Annotated in this window: 14 protein-coding genes and 1 pseudogene; 2 read left to right on the top strand and 13 right to left on the bottom strand. The window is 72.6% G+C overall.

The features are described from left to right. From ACWD4P_RS05080 to ACWD4P_RS05040, 9 genes and pseudogenes are all read right to left on the bottom strand, one after another. The coding region (locus ACWD4P_RS05080; RefSeq protein WP_449778589.1) for a right-handed parallel beta-helix repeat-containing protein at positions 1-2,135 on the bottom strand (2,135 nt) is incomplete at its 3' end. Positions 2,136-2,372: 237 nt separating this feature from the next. After that, complete coding sequence (locus ACWD4P_RS05075; protein WP_449778588.1) at positions 2,373-4,625, bottom strand: right-handed parallel beta-helix repeat-containing protein; 2,253 nt, start codon at positions 4,623-4,625, stop codon at positions 2,373-2,375. Between the two features lie 295 nt (positions 4,626-4,920). Next, entirely contained in the window at positions 4,921-5,610 is a 690-nt protein-coding gene (locus ACWD4P_RS05070; protein ID WP_359821530.1) for an SDR family oxidoreductase, read from the bottom strand. 13 nt (positions 5,611-5,623) lie between these two features. After that, a complete protein-coding gene (locus tag ACWD4P_RS05065; protein ID WP_359821527.1) occupies positions 5,624-6,148 on the bottom strand; it encodes an LOG family protein in 525 nt (174 codons plus the stop codon). After that, the gene (locus ACWD4P_RS05060) at positions 6,145-6,675 is read right to left on the bottom strand and encodes a PIN-like domain-containing protein (RefSeq protein ID WP_449778587.1); all 531 of its coding nucleotides are present in this window, start codon (positions 6,673-6,675) and stop codon (positions 6,145-6,147) included. Before ACWD4P_RS05060 ends, ACWD4P_RS05065 begins: the two co-directional genes overlap by 4 nt. Next, a complete protein-coding gene (locus ACWD4P_RS05055; RefSeq protein WP_359821521.1) occupies positions 6,672-7,319 on the bottom strand; it encodes a DUF433 domain-containing protein in 648 nt (215 codons plus the stop codon). The genes ACWD4P_RS05060 and ACWD4P_RS05055 overlap by 4 nt, the downstream gene beginning before the upstream one ends. A gap of 151 nt (positions 7,320-7,470) precedes the next feature. Continuing rightward, positions 7,471-7,581: pseudogene (locus tag ACWD4P_RS05050) on the bottom strand (NUDIX hydrolase); the annotation flags it as partial. 118 nt (positions 7,582-7,699) lie between these two features. After that, on the bottom strand, positions 7,700-8,836 hold the full coding sequence (mnmA, locus tag ACWD4P_RS05045) for a tRNA 2-thiouridine(34) synthase MnmA (protein WP_449778586.1): 1,137 nt from the start codon (positions 8,834-8,836) through the stop codon (positions 7,700-7,702). A gap of 86 nt (positions 8,837-8,922) precedes the next feature. After that, positions 8,923-10,104: a cysteine desulfurase family protein gene (locus tag ACWD4P_RS05040; protein WP_359821516.1), complete on the bottom strand. Its 1,182-nt coding sequence runs from the start codon at positions 10,102-10,104 to the stop codon at positions 8,923-8,925. A 254-nt stretch (positions 10,105-10,358) separates the two neighbouring features. On the opposite strand from ACWD4P_RS05040, the gene ACWD4P_RS05035 reads away from it, so the two are divergent. Continuing rightward, on the top strand, positions 10,359-11,126 hold the full coding sequence (locus tag ACWD4P_RS05035; protein ID WP_449778585.1) for an IclR family transcriptional regulator: 768 nt from the start codon (positions 10,359-10,361) through the stop codon (positions 11,124-11,126). On the opposite strand, the gene ACWD4P_RS05030 is transcribed toward ACWD4P_RS05035, so the two are convergent. Then, positions 11,032-11,691, bottom strand: coding sequence for a trimeric intracellular cation channel family protein (locus ACWD4P_RS05030; RefSeq protein ID WP_359821511.1), 660 nt, complete (start codon positions 11,689-11,691; stop codon positions 11,032-11,034). The genes ACWD4P_RS05035 and ACWD4P_RS05030 overlap by 95 nt on opposite strands. A 129-nt stretch (positions 11,692-11,820) precedes the next feature. Between ACWD4P_RS05030 and ACWD4P_RS05025 the strand changes: the two genes are divergently transcribed. Continuing rightward, positions 11,821-13,233 (top strand): acyltransferase family protein, encoded by a 1,413-nt coding sequence (locus tag ACWD4P_RS05025; RefSeq protein WP_449778584.1) that lies wholly within the window; start codon positions 11,821-11,823, stop codon positions 13,231-13,233. A 77-nt stretch (positions 13,234-13,310) separates the two neighbouring features. Here the strand turns inward: ACWD4P_RS05025 and ACWD4P_RS05020 are convergent, their stop codons facing one another. The 3 genes from ACWD4P_RS05020 to ACWD4P_RS05010 are packed head-to-tail and all read right to left on the bottom strand — an operon-like array spanning position 13,311 to position 16,532. Further along, entirely contained in the window at positions 13,311-14,420 is a 1,110-nt protein-coding gene (locus tag ACWD4P_RS05020) for an ABC transporter ATP-binding protein (RefSeq protein ID WP_449778583.1), read from the bottom strand. Positions 14,421-14,454: 34 nt separating this feature from the next. Further along, positions 14,455-15,525, bottom strand: coding sequence for an ABC transporter ATP-binding protein (locus ACWD4P_RS05015; protein ID WP_359821505.1), 1,071 nt, complete (start codon positions 15,523-15,525; stop codon positions 14,455-14,457). Further along, positions 15,522-16,532, bottom strand: coding sequence for an ABC transporter permease (locus tag ACWD4P_RS05010; RefSeq protein ID WP_359821502.1), 1,011 nt, complete (start codon positions 16,530-16,532; stop codon positions 15,522-15,524). The genes ACWD4P_RS05015 and ACWD4P_RS05010 overlap by 4 nt, the downstream gene beginning before the upstream one ends. Positions 16,533-16,542 lie beyond the last annotated feature (10 nt).

Genomic DNA, 16,542 nt, shown 5'->3' with positions numbered 1-16,542 from the left:
AGGTTCGAGGCGTTCGGCGCCGCGTCACCGTGCGGGTACACGGTGAGGTGGCCCTCGGCGCCCGGCTCGGTGACCGTCACGTTCAGGGTCAGCGCCGCGATGTTCGGGTAGTCGCCGGCCGGGATGTCCACCGTGCCCCAGGCCGGGACGGTGCCCGCGGGGCGGACGCCGGACTCCGACCAGGTGTCGGTACGGGTGTCGAGGATCCGGATCGGCCCGGTCGGGCGGTAGGTCACCTTGCCCTCGGCGCTGTAGTAGCCGGCGAGGTCGGCGATCAGGTGGACGGTGCCGCCGGAGGCGTTGTGGAACGACACCTTGCCGTCCTTCACCGGCACCGTCACCAGGTTCGGGGTCGTCCGCCCGGCAGGCCAGTTGAGGTTGGAGGCGTTCGGCGCCTCGTCACCGTGCGGGTACACCGTGAGGTGCCCGTCGGCCTGCGGCTCCGTCACCGTCACGTTCATCGTCACCGCCGTCACACCCGACGCCGGAACCCCCGCCACACCGGCCACCGACAGGTCGACGGTGCCCCAGGCGGGCACGGCCTGCGCCGCCGGGACACCGATCGGCGCCCGGGTGTCCAGCAGCCGCGTCGGCCCCTGCGCGTGGAACAGCGAACCCTTCGGGCTGTAGTAGCCGGCGAGGTCGGCGATCAGGTGCACCGTGCCACCGGAGGCGTTGTGGAACGACACCTTGCCGTCCTTCACCGGCACCGTCACCAGGTTCGGAATCGTCCGCCCGGCAGGCCAGTTGAGGTTGGAGGCGTTCGGCGCCTCGTCACCGTGCGGGTACACCGTGAGGTGCCCGTCGGCCTGCGGCTCCGTCACCGTCACGTTCATCGTCACCGCCGTCACACCCGACGCCGGAACCCCCGCCACACCGGTGACGGGCAGGTCGACGGTGCCCCAGGCGGGCACGGCCTGCGCCGCCGGGACACCGATCGGCGCCCGGGTGTCCAGCAGCCGCGTCGGACCGGCCGGGGTGAACACACTGCCCACGTCCTGCATCTCGTAGGCGCCGCGGTCCCGGATGCCGCTGCCCGTACCGGTGTTGGTCACCGTCGGGTCGTCCACCGGGGCCCAGCCCCCGCGGTCGGTCGGCAGCATGCCCGGGGCGTTCTCGTCCGCCGAGTCGATCCGGTGGTCGGCCGGGGCGTCCGGCCCCTTCGGTACGTAGGTCGGGGCGACGAAGTCGTGCGTGCCCTGCCCGGTGTTCGCGGCGAGCTGGTCCGGGGTGGTGAGGGCGGTGCCGGCCCAGCTGTAGGCCGCGCCGCCGCTGCGCGGGTCGATCAGGTTGTAGTCGACCTTGGTGCCCGTGGTGGAGTTCGCCGCGACCGTGATCCCGGTGGCACCGGCCGGGGTGGTGCAGGCCGAGTTCTGGTTCTGCGCGGTGTTCACCACGTTGTTCTCGACCACCGCACCGGTCGAGGTGCCGTCCAGGACGATCCCGGCGGAACAGGGCGCGTTGACGGTGTTGGCCACCACGACGGTGTTCGGCGCGTCCTTGACCAGGATGCCGGTCGAGTCGGTGACGCTGTTGGGCTGGACCACGTTGGTGGTCAGGACCGTCCCGGTGGAGCCGCCGTCGACCTGGAGGAGCGGGCCCGGCGCGTAGCTGAAGTCGCCGCGGGCCCAGGTGACCTTGTCGGAGGCGCCGGTGATGCGGACTCCGCCGCCCGAGGCCGCGATGTTCGTGAAGGAGACGTCGTGTCCGCCGTCGACCACGACGGACGGCCGCTGGTAGCTGTGCACCACCAGGTTCTCGAAGCGCAGGTGGTCGGCGCCCTTGACCACGATGGCGCTGTCCGGGTAGTTCGGCGCCCCGCCGGTGAGTGAGGCGACGCCGCCCGCCGTGTGCTCCTGGGCCTGGCTGCGGAAGGTGATCGGAGCGTCGGCGGTACCGGAGCGGGTCACCGTCACCGCGGTGTCGCTGTAGGACCCGGCCCCGATCTCGACGGTCTGCCCCGGCTGGACGGCCGCCGCGGCGGCCGCGACGTGGCAGAACGGCGCGGCCTGGGTACCGGTGCCGCTGTCGGTGCAGTGCGCACCCGCGGCGTTGTTGACGTGGAGCGTGCTGCCCGCCGCGGCCGCGCCACCCGCACCGACGGCCGGCAGGCCGACCGCCCCGAGCAGCGTCACGCCGACGGCGAGAGCCGTACGGAATCTGGAAATGGGAGTCCCCCTGGGCGAACTTGAAGCGCCTGCGGCGCGTTCCGACCCCCCGTGTCCTGAATTGATCGACTGGAGGGCGGAGCGGATCATCGCACAGCCGGAGAGGCCTCGCCAACGGCAAGTCCGCAGGCCGCCGGGCTGTACGCGAACGGCCCCGGCACCGAGCGCGGGGCTCGGTGCCGGGGCCGTCGGGAGCGGGCGGGATCAGTACGCCTGGTAGCCGAACAGGTCGACGATCAGGTGCAGCGGAGCACCGCTCGCGTTGTAGAACGAGACCTTGCCGTCCTTGACCGGGACGACCACCTGGTTGGGGATGGTCTCCCCCGGCAGGAAGTTCAGGTTCGAGGCGTTCGGCGCCGCGTCACCGTGCGGGTACACGGTGAGGTGGCCCTCGGCGCCCGGCTCGGTGACCGTCACGTTCAGGGTCAGCGCGGCGACGTTCGGGATCTCGCCGACCGGGATCTCCACCGTGCCCCAGGCCGGGACGGTGCCCGCGGGGCGGGCCTCCGCGTCCCAGTTGGCGTCCTGGCGGGTGTCCAGGAGGCGGTACGGCCCGGCCGGGCGGTAGCTGACCTTGCCCTCGGCGCTGTAGTAGCCGGCGAGGTCCGCGATGAGGTGCACCGTGCCACCGGAGGCGTTGTAGAACGACACCTTCCCGTCCGTCACCGGCACCGTCACCAGGTTCGGGATCGTCCGCCCCGCGACCCAGTTCAGGTTGGACGCGTCCGGTGCCTTGCCGCCGTGCGGGTACACCGTGAGGTGCCCGTCCTGCTCCGGGTCGGTGACCGTCACGTTCATCGTCACGGCGGTGACACCGGCCGCCGGGACGCCCGCGACGGCGGTGACCGGCAGGTCGACGGTGCCCCAGGCCGGGACGGCCTGCGCCGCCGGGACACCGATCGGCGCCCGGGTGTCCAGCAGCCGCGTCGGCCCCTGGGCGTGGAACAGCGAACCCTTGGTGCTGTAGTAGCCGGCGAGGTCCGCGATCAGGTGCACCGTGCCACCGGAGGCGTTGTAGAACGACACCTTGCCGTCCGTCACCGGAACGGTCACCAGGTTCGGGATCGTCCGGCCGGCGACCCAGTTCAGGTTCGACGAGTTCGGCGCCGCGTCCCCGTGTGGGTAGACGGTCAAGTGGCCGTCGGCGCCCGGCTCGGTCACCGTCACGTTCAGGGTCACGGCGGTCACGCCCTCCGCCGGAACGCCCGCGACGCCGGTCACCGGGAGGTCGACGGTGCCCCAGGCCGGGACCGCCTGGGCCGCCGGGACGCCGATCGGCTGACGGGTGTCCAGCAGCCGGGTCGGGCCGGCCGGGGTGAACGCGCTGCCCACGTCCTGCATCTCGTAGGCTCCGCGGTCGCGGAATCCGCGGCCGGTACCGGTGTTGGGCACCGTCACGTCGTCCACCGGCGCCCAGGCCCCACGGTCGGAGGGCAGCATGCCGGGGGCGTTCTCGTCCGCCGAGTCGACGGTGACGTCCAGCGGCGCGTCCGGGCCCTTGTGGACCCACGACGGGGCGACGAAGTCGTGCGCGCCCTGGCCGGTGGCGGCGGTGAACGCCTGCTGGGTGGCGTACGGGGTGCCGCCCCAGTGGTAGGCCGCGGCATCGCTGCGCGAGTCGACCACGTTGTAGTCGGCCTTGAGGCCCGGGAAGGAGTTCACCGCGACGGTGATCCCGGTGGCGCCGGTGGCCTTGGCCCCGCAGGAGTTCTCCAGGATGGCCGCCGTGTTCACCACGTTGTTCTCGACGACCGCACCGGTCGAGGCGCCGTCCAGCACGATCCCGCCGGAGCAGTTCGTGTTCAGCGAGTTGCTCACCACGACGGTGTTCGGCGAGTCCTGCACCACGATGCCGGTGGCGTTGGGCTGCACCATGTTGGTGGTCAGAACGGTTCCGGTGGAACCGCCGTCGACGGTGATCGCCGGGCCCGTCGAGCCGACGCTGCCCCGCCCGAACACCACCTTGTCGGACGCACCGGTGATCCGGACGCCGGTGCCCCCGAAGACGGCGGTGTTGTCGAACACCACGTCCCGGGCGCCGCTCACCACGATCGACGGCCGCTGGTAGCCCACGTCGAACGTCAGGTTCTCGAAGCGGACGTGCTGGGCACCCGTGACGAAGAAGCCGTTGGTCTGCCGGTTCCACCCACCGATGCGGGCACCGCCGCCCGGGCTGTTCTCGTTCTTCCTCGCCCGGAAGGTGATCGGCGCCTCCACCGTGCCCGACCGGGTGATGGTCAGGTCCTCGGGGTACGTGCCGTCGGCGATGTCCACCGTCTGCCCCGGCTGCGCGGCGGCGGCGGCCGCCGCGATGGTGCAGTAGGGCGCCGACTGGGCGCCGGTGCCGCTGTCGGTGCAGTGCGCACCCGCGGCGTTGTCGACGTGGAGCGTGCCGCCCGCCGCGGCCGCGGTGCCCGCGGAGACGGCCGGCAGGCCGACCGCCCCGAGCAGCGTCACGCCGACGGCGAGAGCCGTACGGAATCTGGAAATGGGAGCCCTCCTGGGCGACTTGAAGCGCGGAATGACGCCTTTGCCCCCTGTTGGCCAGTCCTTGATCAACTTGAGGCGGAGCGGATCATTCCACACCCGGAGGGGCCGCGCCAACGACAATTCCGCGGGCCGCCCACCGCACGCGGAACGGCCCCGGCACCGAGCGCTGGGCTCGGTGCCGGGGCCGTCGGGTGCCCGGGTGCGAGGTCGAACTCCGCTGCGCGCACGGGAAGTCGGCCGGGCCGACTTCCCGTGCCGGCCGCTACCGGCCCGGGCGGACGGTGATGTCGGTGATCTCCGCGTCCCGGGAGGCGTCGAGGGCCGCGAGGATCGCCCTGGCGACGGACTCGGGCTCGATCCAGCGGTCCGCGGCGTACTCCTTGCCCTCCTGCTGGTGCACCTTGACCTGCATCGCGGTGGCGGTGCGGCCGGGGTAGACCGAGGTGACCCGGACCCCGTTGGCGTGCTCCTCCTGGCGCAGCGAGTCCGCGAGCGCCTTGAGGCCGTGCTTGCTGGCCGCGTACGCGGACCACTCGGCGTGGGCGTTGAGGCCGGCGCCGGAGTTCACGAACAGCACGTGGCCCTTGGCGAGCCGCAGGGACGGCAGCAGGAGGCGGGTCAGCTCGGCGGGGGCGACGAGGTTGACGTTGAGCGTCTCCTGCCAGGCCTTGGGGGTCAGGTCGCCGACCGGGCCGAGCTCGACCGTGCCCGCGACGTGCAGCAGCGAGTCCAGCCGGACGGGCAGCTGCTGGTGCCCGAAGGCCCAGGACAGCTTGCCCGGGTCCCCGAGGTCGCCGGCCAGGGTCTTCGCCCCGGGGAAGCGCTCGCGCAGTTCGGCGGCCCGACGGGCGTCGCGGGCCAGCAGCCAGAGCTCGTCCCCGCGCTCGGCGAGTTTCCCGGCCAGGACGGCGCCGATGCCGGAGCCGGCGCCGGTGATCAGATGTGCAGCCATGGTCCCGATCCTCTCAGGCCTTGAGCTGGGCGAAGACCTCGGCGGGCGTGTCCGCGAAGGTGATCAGCTCGGCCAGCGGGCGCGGCAGGAAGCCCTCGGTGTCCATCCGCTCCATCTGGGTGCGCAGGCCCGAGTAGAAGCCCTCGGTGTCCAGGACGACGACCGGCTTGTCGAACATCCCGTGCTTCTTGAGCTCCAGCACCTCGGTCACCTCGTCCAGGGTGCCCAGCCCGCCAACCAGCACGACGATCGCGTCCGCCCGCGAGGCGAGCTCCCGCTTGCGCTCGGGGAGGTCGGCCGTCCACACCAGCTCGTCGGCGCCGACGTACGCCTTGTGCCGCAGCATCTCGACCATCACGCCGACCAGCCGGCCGCCGGAGGCCTTCACCTCGTCGGCCAGCAGCCCCATCAGCCCGGCGTTCGAGCCGCCCCAGACCAGGGTGTGGCCGCCCTCCCCCAGCAGCCGGGCGAACTCCGCGGCGGGGGCGGAGTAGCGGTCGTCGAGCGAGTACGCGGAGCAGAAGACAGAGATGTTCATAGTGTCGTCTGGTCTATCACGCCCCCGGCACACCGCTCACCGCTATTACCCGCACGTGGCCCCGGGAGCGGACGGTCGGGGGCCGGCCAGTGCTTCGGCGGGCTCGCGGACGGGTCCACGACTCGTAGGCGGTTCTGGTGCGAGGGGTCGATCGAGGTGAGCGATATCAGCAGCTGACCGGAGGCCCTCTCCAACTCGCCCAGCGCGTGCGGCAGTCCCGCGCACACCGTCGCGACGGCGACCCCGAGCCCCACCAGACCGCCGTGCTTGTGGTTGTGACGGTACTCGATCCGGTGCAGCCCGGACGCGGCGATCGCGGCCACCTCCAGTGGCCGGGCCATCTGCTTGGTGTCGTTGGTGATCACGGCGTGGAAGCCCGCCGAGGCGGCCCTCGCGTAGAGCTCGACGTCCTTGGTACCCGCCCAGCCGTCGGTCTCGGCCACGTGCCGGAGTTCGTGCCGCTTCACGAGCAGCCGTGCCATGTGGACCAAGGGGAGCGGGACGTTCTCGTCGAGCAGGATCCTCAAGACGCGGCCTGCCGGGGCCCCTCGTCCGCGTAGCTGTCCACGTAGGCCGTGAAGTCTGCCGCGTCTCGCGCCGCCTCCGGGGCGACACCGGGGTAGAAGTCCTTCACCGACTCCGGTGGGATGCCGTCCTTCAGGAGCGAGGCGACCTCGGAGGCGGGAATCCGCGTTCCCTCGATCACCGGCTCACCGCCACGCACCAGCGGGTCGACGGTCAGGTGGTTCCGGGGGCGCAGCAGGGCCGGGATCTGGCGGCCGTTCCGGTAGAACGGCTGCAGCACGTCGACCAGGTCGTGGATGACCACGTTGCCGCGCCTGCGGACCAGATCGACCGCGTGATCGGGCGCCGCGAGGTAGATCGTGCCGTCCCCGGCCACCAGCCGGTAGCTGGACAGGTGCTTCTGCTCGTCGAGACCGTCACGCAGGGTGTCCAGCGCGCGACGGATCTTCTGGAGCGACGCCTCCTGGCGCAGCCGGACGCAGATGCGGAGGGCGACGACGTCCCGGAACGAGTAGAGGATCGGCCGCGCCGCGGAGAGCTCGGGCACCAGGACGGCACCCTGTGAGGCTGTGGCCTTCCGCCAGTGCGAGAGCTGGCGCAGGGTGGCGCCGGACAGCGCCGCTGCCAGCCTCGGCTCGTAGGACACTGCGGCACCTCCACTCCGTGTACGGGCCTGGAACCGACCGTAGTTCATGGTCCCGTACGGTCGGCGGGCCCGCCATCATTTCACCCGAACGAGGTGCCGGACCGTGAAGATCCCGATGCCCGGCGGCCTGCTCCGCGAGCAGGCCGACGGGTCAGAGCAGGTGTCGGCCGTCATGGGTGCGGATGGTCGGTGCGGTGTCGTCGCGGAGTGCGTCCAGGACGCGTACGGCGTAGACCTCGGCCATCCGGTCGGAGACCGCATCGAGGACGCCCACCGCTGGTGGGAGGAGCACGGCTGCCCCGGCTCCGAGCGGTTCGGCCTCACGGTCACCGAGCAGGCCCAGTGGGCCTGGCTGGACTCCCCCGCGGACGTGCTCCCGCTCAGGCGGTGACGGCCGGGCGCTCGGTGGAGGCGATGGTGGCCGAGCCGACGACGCGGGTGCCGTCGTAGAGGACCACGGCCTGGCCGGGGGCGATGCCCCGCACCGGGGCGTCCAGCCGCACCCGCAGCTCGCCGTCCACGACCGAGGCGCTCACCGGCACCTCCTCGCCGTGGGCCCGCAGCTGGGCGGTGTAGCGGCCGTCGGCCAGGGGCTCGGTGCCGCACCAGCGGGGGCGGATGGCCGTCAGCCCGGTGACGTCGAGGCCCTCCACCGGGCCGACGGTGACGGTGTTGTTCACCGGGGAGATGTCCAGCACGTACCGCGGCTTGCCGTCGGCGGCCGGGCGGCCGATCCGCAGGCCCTTGCGCTGGCCGATGGTGAAGCCGTACGCCCCGTCGTGCTCGCCCAGCTTGGTGCCGTCGACGTCGAGGATGTCGCCCGTCGCGGTGCCGAGGTGCTTGGCCAGGAAGCCCTGGGTGTCGCCGTCCGCGATGAAGCAGATGTCGTGGCTGTCGGGCTTCTTCGCCACGGCCAGGCCCCGGCGCTCGGCCTCCTCGCGGATGGCGTCCTTGGTGGTGTCGCCGAGCGGGAAGAGCGAGTGGGCGAGCTGGTCGGCGTCGAGCACGCCGAGCACGTACGACTGGTCCTTGGCGCCGTCCACGGCACGGTGCAGCTCGCGGGAGCCGTCCGGCAGGTCGACGATCCGGGCGTAGTGGCCGGTGCAGACGGCGTCGAAGCCCAGCGCGACGGCCTTGTCCAGCAGCGCCGCGAACTTGATCTTCTCGTTGCAGCGCAGGCAGGGGTTGGGGGTGCGCCCGGCGGCGTACTCGGCGACGAAGTCGTCGATCACGTCCTCGCGGAAGCGCTCGGCGAGGTCCCACACGTAGAAGGGGATGCCGATCACGTCGGCCGCGCGCCAGGCGTCCCGGGAGTCCTCGATCGTGCAGCAGCCGCGCGCGCCGGTCCGGAAGGACTGCGGGTTGCTGGACAGCGCCAGGTGGACGCCGGTCACCTCGTGCCCGGCTTCGACGGCGCGCGCGGCGGCGACGGCGGAGTCGACTCCGCCGGACATCGCCGCGAGCACGCGCAGGCGGCCGGTGGACGGTGTGGTCGGGGCACCCGGGAAGTCAGTCATGGTGAGTACAAGCCTACGGGGCCGCCGGACATGCCCACCCCCGCGCGGGAATCACCGCCGCACCGAAAGCCGGCCCGGCGCGGTGGCTACCGCCGTACCGAGGCCAGCCCGGCGTTGCGCGCCCGCTGCACCGCCGGCCCGATGGCCTCCGCCAGCGCCGTCACGTCCTCCCGCACCGAGGTGTGCCCGAGCGAGAACCGCAGCGAGGCACGCGCCAGCAGCGGGTCGACGCCCATGGCGAGCAGCACGTGGCTGGGCTGCGGAACCCCCGCGGAGCAGGCCGAGCCGGTGGAGCACTCGATGCCCTGGGCGTCCAGCAGCATCAGCAGGGCGTCGCCCTCGCAACCGGGGAAGGAGAAGTGGGCGTTGGCGGGCAGCCGGCCCTCGGCGGACGGGTCGCCGTTGAGGATCGCGTCCGGGACGGCGTCCAGCACGGAGGCCACCAGGTCGTCCCGCAGCGCGCCCAGGGTGACGGCGTGCTCGGCCCGGTGCGCCACGGCCCAGGCCGCGGCGGCCGCGAAGCCGGCCGCGCCGGGGGCGTCCAGGGTGCCGGAGCGCACGTCGCGCTCCTGCCCGCCGCCGTGCAGCAGCGGTACGGGCGTGGCGCCCCGGGAGAGCAGCAGCGCGCCGATGCCGAACGGGCCGCCGATCTTGTGCCCGGTGACGGTGAGCGCGGTGAGCCCGGATTCGGCGAAGGAGACCGGGACCTGACCGAGCGCCTGCACCGCGTCGGCGTGCACCGGGATGCCGTACTCGGCCGCCACAGCGGTCAGTTCGCGCACCGGCTGGACGGTGCCGACCTCGTTGTTGGCCCACATCACGGTGACCAGCGCCACCGAGGCCGGATCGCGTTCGACCGCCTCGCGCAGCGCCTCCGGGTGCACCCGGCCGTGGCCGTCCACCGGCAGGTACTCGACGTCGGCGCCCTCGTGCTCGGAGAGCCAGTGCACCGCGTCCAGCACCGCGTGGTGCTCGACCGGGCTGCACAGCACCCGGGTGCGGGCCGGGTCGGCGTCCCGGCGGGCCCAGTACAGGCCCTTGACGGCCAGGTTGTCGGATTCGGTACCGCCGCCGGTGAGCACGATCTCGCTGGGGCGGGCGCCCAGCGACTCGGCCAGCGACTCCCGGGACTCCTCGACCACCCGGCGGGCCCGGCGGCCGGCCGCGTGCAGGGCCGAGGCGTTGCCGACCACCCCCAGGTGCGCCGACATCGCGGCGATCGCCTCGGGCAGCATCGGCGTGGTCGCCGCATGGTCCAGGTATGGCATAACCATCCGATTGTAGAGCGCGGCACCGTACGCCCTTCCAGGGCTACGCACTGATCCGGCCACCCGCGCCGCACACCGCCGCCGCACCGCCGCCGCTGCACCGCCGCCGCACCGCGGGCGCACCGCCCCGCGCACCGCCGTGACCAAGCCCCGCGCACCGCCGCCGGACGCCCGCGTCCGGCACTGGTTTGTACCACTGAGCCACCCAGCGGTTAGCCTGACGCCACCAGTCAGCCGGATCCACGGGAAACGCCATGTCGCAGTCGGTCGACCGCGCGCTGACCCTGCTCGACGCACTCGGCGACGCGCCGCTCTCGCTGGAGCAGGCCGCCAGCAGCCTCGGGGTGCACAAGTCCACCGCCCTGCGGCTGCTGCGCACCCTGGAGGAGCACGGATTCGCCCGCCGCCAGCCGGATCTGCGCTACCGGATCGGCGGCCGGGTGCTCTCGCTGGCCCACCGCGCGCTGGAGGACTTCGACGTCCGGCAGGTCGCCGCGCCGTACCTGGCCGCGCTCAACGCCCGCTGCGGCTTCACCGTCCGGCTCGCCGTCCTGCACGAGGGCGAGGTGCTCTACCTGGACGAGGTGGCCGGGCAGCCGGGCTCCGAGCCGTCCAGGATCGGGCGCCGCGCGCCGGTCGACGGGACGGCGGTCGGCCGGGTGCTGCTCGCCGGGCTGTCCGCGGACGACGCCCCCGGGGAGCCCGAGCTGGCGGCGGTGCGCCGCCGCGGCTGGGCCGCCGAGTCCCGCGAGCACCGGGAGCCGGTGACCTGCGTGGCCGCGCCGGTGGCGGGCAGCGGCGGACGGACGGTGGCGGCCTGCGCGCTGAGCGCCCCGGCGAGCGAGGTGCCGCCGGCCGAACTGGCCCGGATGGTGCCGGAACTGCTCTGCACCGCCGAGGCGATCTCGCTCGCGTACGGCGGCTCGCCTACTCCTCGCTGGTGCGAGACCCGTTGCGGTGCCAGGCACGCGGGGCCCGCCAGCCGTACTTCAGGGCGAGCATCCGCAGCCCGAAGGCGGTGAGCGCGGCGGCGGTGCCGGTCACACCGGTGAGGCGGTCGGCGGCGATCAGCAGCGCGACCACGGTGGCGCCGACCAGGGCGGGGACGGCGTAGATCTCGCGGTCCCAGCGCAGCAGCGAGGGGATCTCCCCGGCCAGCACGTCGCGGATCACCCCGCCGCCGGCCGCGGTCACCATGCCGAGCGCGATCGCGGCGACGGCGCCGAGTCCGAAGTCGTGCGCCTTGGCGGTGCCGGTCACGCAGAACAGCCCGAGCCCGAGGGCGTCCAGGGTCTGCACCGCCCGGTTGATCCGCTCGACCTCCGGGTGCAGGAAGAACACCACCAGGGCGGCGCCGAGCGGGGTCACGAAGTAGCCGAGGTTGGTGAACGCGGCGACCGGGGTCGCGCCGATCACGAGGTCGCGCATCACCCCGCCGCCCAGGGCGGTGACCTCGGCGAGGACACAGATCCCGAAGATGTCCATGTTCTTGCGGACGGCGAGCAGGCCCCCGGAGAGGGCGAAGACGAAGATGCCGACGAGGTCCAGCGACTGCTGCACGTCGGACGGGAAGAGCTGGGATGTCACCGTCCATGTGTACCCGATGCGGCCTGGTGCTCCGGTGCACGTCCACCGTCCGGATACGAACGCCCCGCCGGAGTCCGGACGCGTGCTTCCCTGCCCGTGGCGCCGGGCGGATTCCGCTAGCCTCCGCCTGTGAAGCTCGTGAAGCCCCGGTCGACGCCGGACCCGACACCGGCCCCCGCCGGCCCGCCGCCGGAGTCACCGCACCCGGAGTCGCCGGAGTCGAAGCCGCCGCGCTCCCCCTCCGCCGCCCGGCTCGGCTGGCTGGACGCGCTGCGCGGCATCGCCGCCCTCGCCGTCGCCATGCACCACTTCGGGCTGATGGACAAGATCCCGCACGCGAGCCGGGTGCCGCGGTACCTGGACCTCGGTTTCTTCGGCGTGATGCTGTTCTTCCTGGTCAGCGGCTACATCATCCCGGCCTCGCTGGAACGGCGCGGTGACGTCCGGGCGTTCTGGACGGGGCGGTTCTTCCGCATCTACCCCGCGGTGGCCGTCGCGGTGGTGGCGAGCCTGCTGGTGCTGCCCCGCGGTGACCAGATCGTCCAGGGCTTCACCTTCGAGCATCCGGCGCTGTCGTTCGCCGCCAACGGCCTGCTGCTGCAGGACCTGCTGGGGGTTCCCAGCACGCTCGGGGTGATGTGGTCGCTCACCTACGAGATGGTCTTCTACTACTTCGTGTCGGCCCTCTTCGTGCAGGGGTGGCACCGGCGCAGCGCGCCGATCACGGTCGGCTTCGCCGCCGCCGCCCTGGTGCTCGGCACCTGGCTGCCGATCGGCGGCATCTCGGTGGACCTCCCGGCCACCAGGAACCTGGTGGTGGCCGGCGGGATCGTGGTGCTGATGGCGATGGCCTGCATCGCCACCGCCCGCCCGGACCTGACCCGTTGGGGCGCGCTGCTGCTGGGCGGCCTGGGCCTGGTCCTGATCACGGTGAACAACCGGACCACCGGCTTCGAGACCATGCTGATCTTCGCGACCATGTTCGCCGGCACCGTGCTGTACCGGCTGGAGCACGGTCAGCTCGACCGGCTCCCGGCCCTGCTCTGCTGCGCCTTCGTGGTCGTCACCGGTGTCACGGTCGGCTACCTGTACAACCGCGACACCGCGCTGTGGCACACCTGGACGCCGTCCTGGCAGTCCTTCTCCTTCGCCTACCTGGCCGCCTGGGCCCTGTTCGCGGCCGCCATGCTGCTGCGCCGCCGGCGCTTCCCGCGCTGGCTCAGCGGGCTCGGCACGATCAGCTTCTCGGTGTACCTGCTGCACGGCCCGCTGATGTTCCTCGTCGGCTGGCAGCTCAGGAGCCGCCCGCCGCTCGTCGGGCTGAGGGGGCAGGCCGTGCTCACCCTCGGCTACCTCGGGGCGCTCGTGGTGCTCGCCTACCTGTCGTACCGGCTGGTGGAGATCCCGTTCCAGAACCTCGGCCGCCGGGTGGTCCGGGCGCTGGACCGCCGCTTCCCGGCGCCCTCCCCCGCGCCGCCCGCCGCGGCCGCCCCGGCCCCGCGCGAGCCGGAGCCGGCACCGGAGCCGACCGGCGGCGCCTGAGCCGCGCGACCCGCGAACGCCGAAGAGGCCGCCCGTCCCCGGATCCCGGGGACGGGCGGCCTCCCTCGTTCGGGGCCTCAGGCCGTGGCGCCCTCCGTCACGTTCCCGGGAGCGCCCTCCGGAGCGTTCTCCGGGCCGTGCTGGTCGTTCCCCTCGCGGAGCTCGGGGAAGTGGCACGCCACCTGGTGCCCGGTCTTGAGCGCCACCAGCGGCGGCTCCTGGCTCGCGCACACGTCCTGCGCCTTCCAGCACCGGGTGCGGAAGCGGCAGCCGCTGGGCGGGTTGATCGGCGAGGGGACGTCGCCCTTGAGCAGGATCCGCTCGCGGCCCGCGCGCTGGCGGCGGCGCGGGTCCGGGACGGGCACCGCGGACATCAGCGCGTTGGTGTACGGGTGCATCGGGCTGCGGTAGAGCGAGTCCCGGTCGGCGATCTCGACGATCTTGCCGAGGTACATCACCGCGACCCGGTCCGAGACGTGCCGGACCACCGAGAGGTCGTGCGCGATGATCAGGTAGGTCAGCCCGAGCTCCGTCTGGAGGTCGTCCAGCAGGTTGACCACCTGCGCCTGGATCGACACGTCCAGCGCCGAGACCGGCTCGTCCGCGACGATCATCTTCGGCTTGAGCGCGAGCGCCCGGGCGATGCCGATGCGCTGGCGCTGGCCGCCGGAGAACTCGTGCGGGTAGCGGTTGTAGTGCTCGGGGCTGAGGCCGCAGAGCTCCAGCAGGTCCTGGACGGCCTTCTTGAGGCCGCCCGCCGGCACCGCGTCCTGGAGCTTGAACGGCGCTCCCACGATGGTGCCGACGGTGTGCCGGGGGTTCAGCGAGGAGTACGGGTCCTGGAAGATCATCTGGATGTCGCGGCGCAGCGGCCGCATCGCCCCGACGCCCAGGTGGGTGATGTCGGTGCCCTCGAACTCGATGGTCCCGCCGGTCGGTTCGTCGAGCCGGGTGACCAGTCGGCCCATGGTCGACTTGCCGCAGCCGGACTCGCCCACGACGCCCAGCGTCTCACCGGCGTTGACCGTGAAGTCGATGCCGTCGACGGCCCGCACCGCGCCGGTCTGGCGCCGCAGCAGCCCGCCGCGGATCGGGAAGTGCCGGGTCAGGCCGGCCACCTTCAGCAGCGGCTCGCGGCCGGGGGCGGGGGCCGGCGACGGGATGCTCGCCGTCTGAGTGTCCGTCATCGGTTCTCTCCAGAAAGGTGGTACGAGGCCGGGCTCACAGCCGGGGCGCGATCTCTTCGGCGAAGACGCGGTGCCGCTCGTCGGCCGCCAGGTGGCAGGCCGCGAAGTGTCCGGGCGCGGCTTCGGCCAGCACCGGGACCTCGCTCGTGGAGCGCCCGCCGGTCCGGTCGGCGTACGGGCAGCGCGGGTGGAACGCGCAGCCGGACGGCACGTTGATCAGGCTGGGCGGGGTGCCCTTGACCGGCACCAGCCGGTCCTGGAGTTCCCGGTCCAGCCGCGGCATCGAGCCCAGCAGCCCCCAGGTGTAGGGGTGTTCGGGCGCGTCGAAGAGGGTCTCGGCGGGGCCGCGCTCGACGCACTTGCCGCCGTACATGACCAGGATGTCGTCGGCCAGTTCGGCGACCACTCCGAGGTCGTGGGTGATGATGATGACGGCGGAGCCGAACTCCTCCTGGAGGTCGCGGATGAGGTCCAGGATCTGCGCCTGGACGGTGACGTCCAGGGCGGTGGTGGGCTCGTCGGCGATCAGCAGGGAGGGGTCGTTGACCAGCGCCATGGCGATCATCGCGCGCTGGCGCATGCCGCCGGAGAACTGGTGCGGGTAGTCGTCCACCCGGCGGTCCGGCTGGGGGATGCCGACCCGGTCGAGCATCTCGACGGCGCGGGCCCGGGCCTGCTTCTTGGTGGCCTGGGGGTGGTGCACCCGGTACGCCTCGACGATCTGCTGCCCCACCGTGTAGTAGGGGTGCATCGCGGTCAGCGGGTCCTGGAAGATCATCGCCAGTTCGCGGCCGCGCAGTTGGCGCACCCGGTCCGGGCCGGCCGCGACCAGGTCCTCGCCGTTCAGCCGGATCTCGCCGCTGATCCGGGCCCGCTTGGAGCGGTGCAGGCCCATGATGCCGAGCGAGGTGACGGACTTGCCGGAGCCGGACTCGCCGACGATGCCGAGGGTGCGGCCCTTGTGCAGGTCGAAGCTGACCCCGTCCACCGAGCGGACGAGGCCGTCGTCGGTGTCGAAGTGGATCCGCAGGTCGCGCACGGAGAGGAACGGGTCGCCGGTCGGGGTCGGGGCGGCGTCCGCCGGGGTCTTCTGGAGGTCGGTCACGAGAGCCTCACCCGGGGGTCGACGAGCGCGTACAGGAGGTCGACCACGAGGTTGCAGACGACGATGAAGAAGGCGGCCAGCAGGGTGACGCCGAGGATCTTGGGCAGGTCGTTGTCGGAGATCGCCTGGACGGCGAACTGGCCGACGCCCTGGAGCGAGAAGACCTGCTCGGTGATCAGCGCACCGCCGAGCAGCAGCCCGAGGTCCATGCCGAAGATCGTGACGATCGGGGTGAGCGCGGCGCGCAGCCCGTGCCGGGTGACGACCTTGCGCTCGACCAGGCCCTTGGCCCGGGCGGTGCGGATGTAGTCCTCGCTCATGGTCTCCAGCATTCCGGCGCGGGTGAGCCGGGCGTAGAGCGCGGAGTAGAGGAAGGCCAGCGAGATCCACGGCAGGATCAGGTTGCGGGCCCACATCAGCGGGTCGTCGGTGAGGTTCACGTACTGCAGGTTGTCCAGGATCGGCCACTCGTAGCTGAACAGCGTGAGCAGCAGCGCGCCGGTGAAGAAGACCGGCAGCGAGACGCCGGCGAGCGCGACGCCCATGGAGAGCCGGTCGAAGATCGAGCGCGGCTTGAGCGCGGAGACGACGCCGGTGGCGACGCCGGAGACCAGCCAGAGCACGGCCGCGCCGGCGGCCAGCGAGACGGTGACCGGGATCCGCTTGGTCAGCTCGGGCCAGACCTCGAGGTGGTTCTTGAAGGAGTAGCCGAAGCAGGGCACGTGACAGGTGGCCGGTTCCGGGCCGAACGTGTACTCGGCTCCGCTGACCAGCCCCTTGAGGAACTTGCCGTACTGGCTGTAGAGCGGTTGGTCGAGGCCGAGGTTCTGCTTGACCGCCGCGATCGCCTCGGGCGACGGGTTCTTCCCGATGTACTGGGCGGCCAGTTGGTCGGCCGTCTCCCCGGCGAGGCGCGGGAGCAGGAAGAAGATCGCGAAGGTGACGGCGCTGACGACCAGCAGCAAAATCGCCGCCGCGATGATCCTGCGGATGATGTAGGCAAACACAGTTGGGCGG

The sequence above is a fragment of the Kitasatospora sp. NPDC002543 genome, assembly GCF_053594915.1.
Note: the sequence above shows the minus strand (reverse complement) of the source record. Positions and strands in the feature narration are given on the sequence as shown.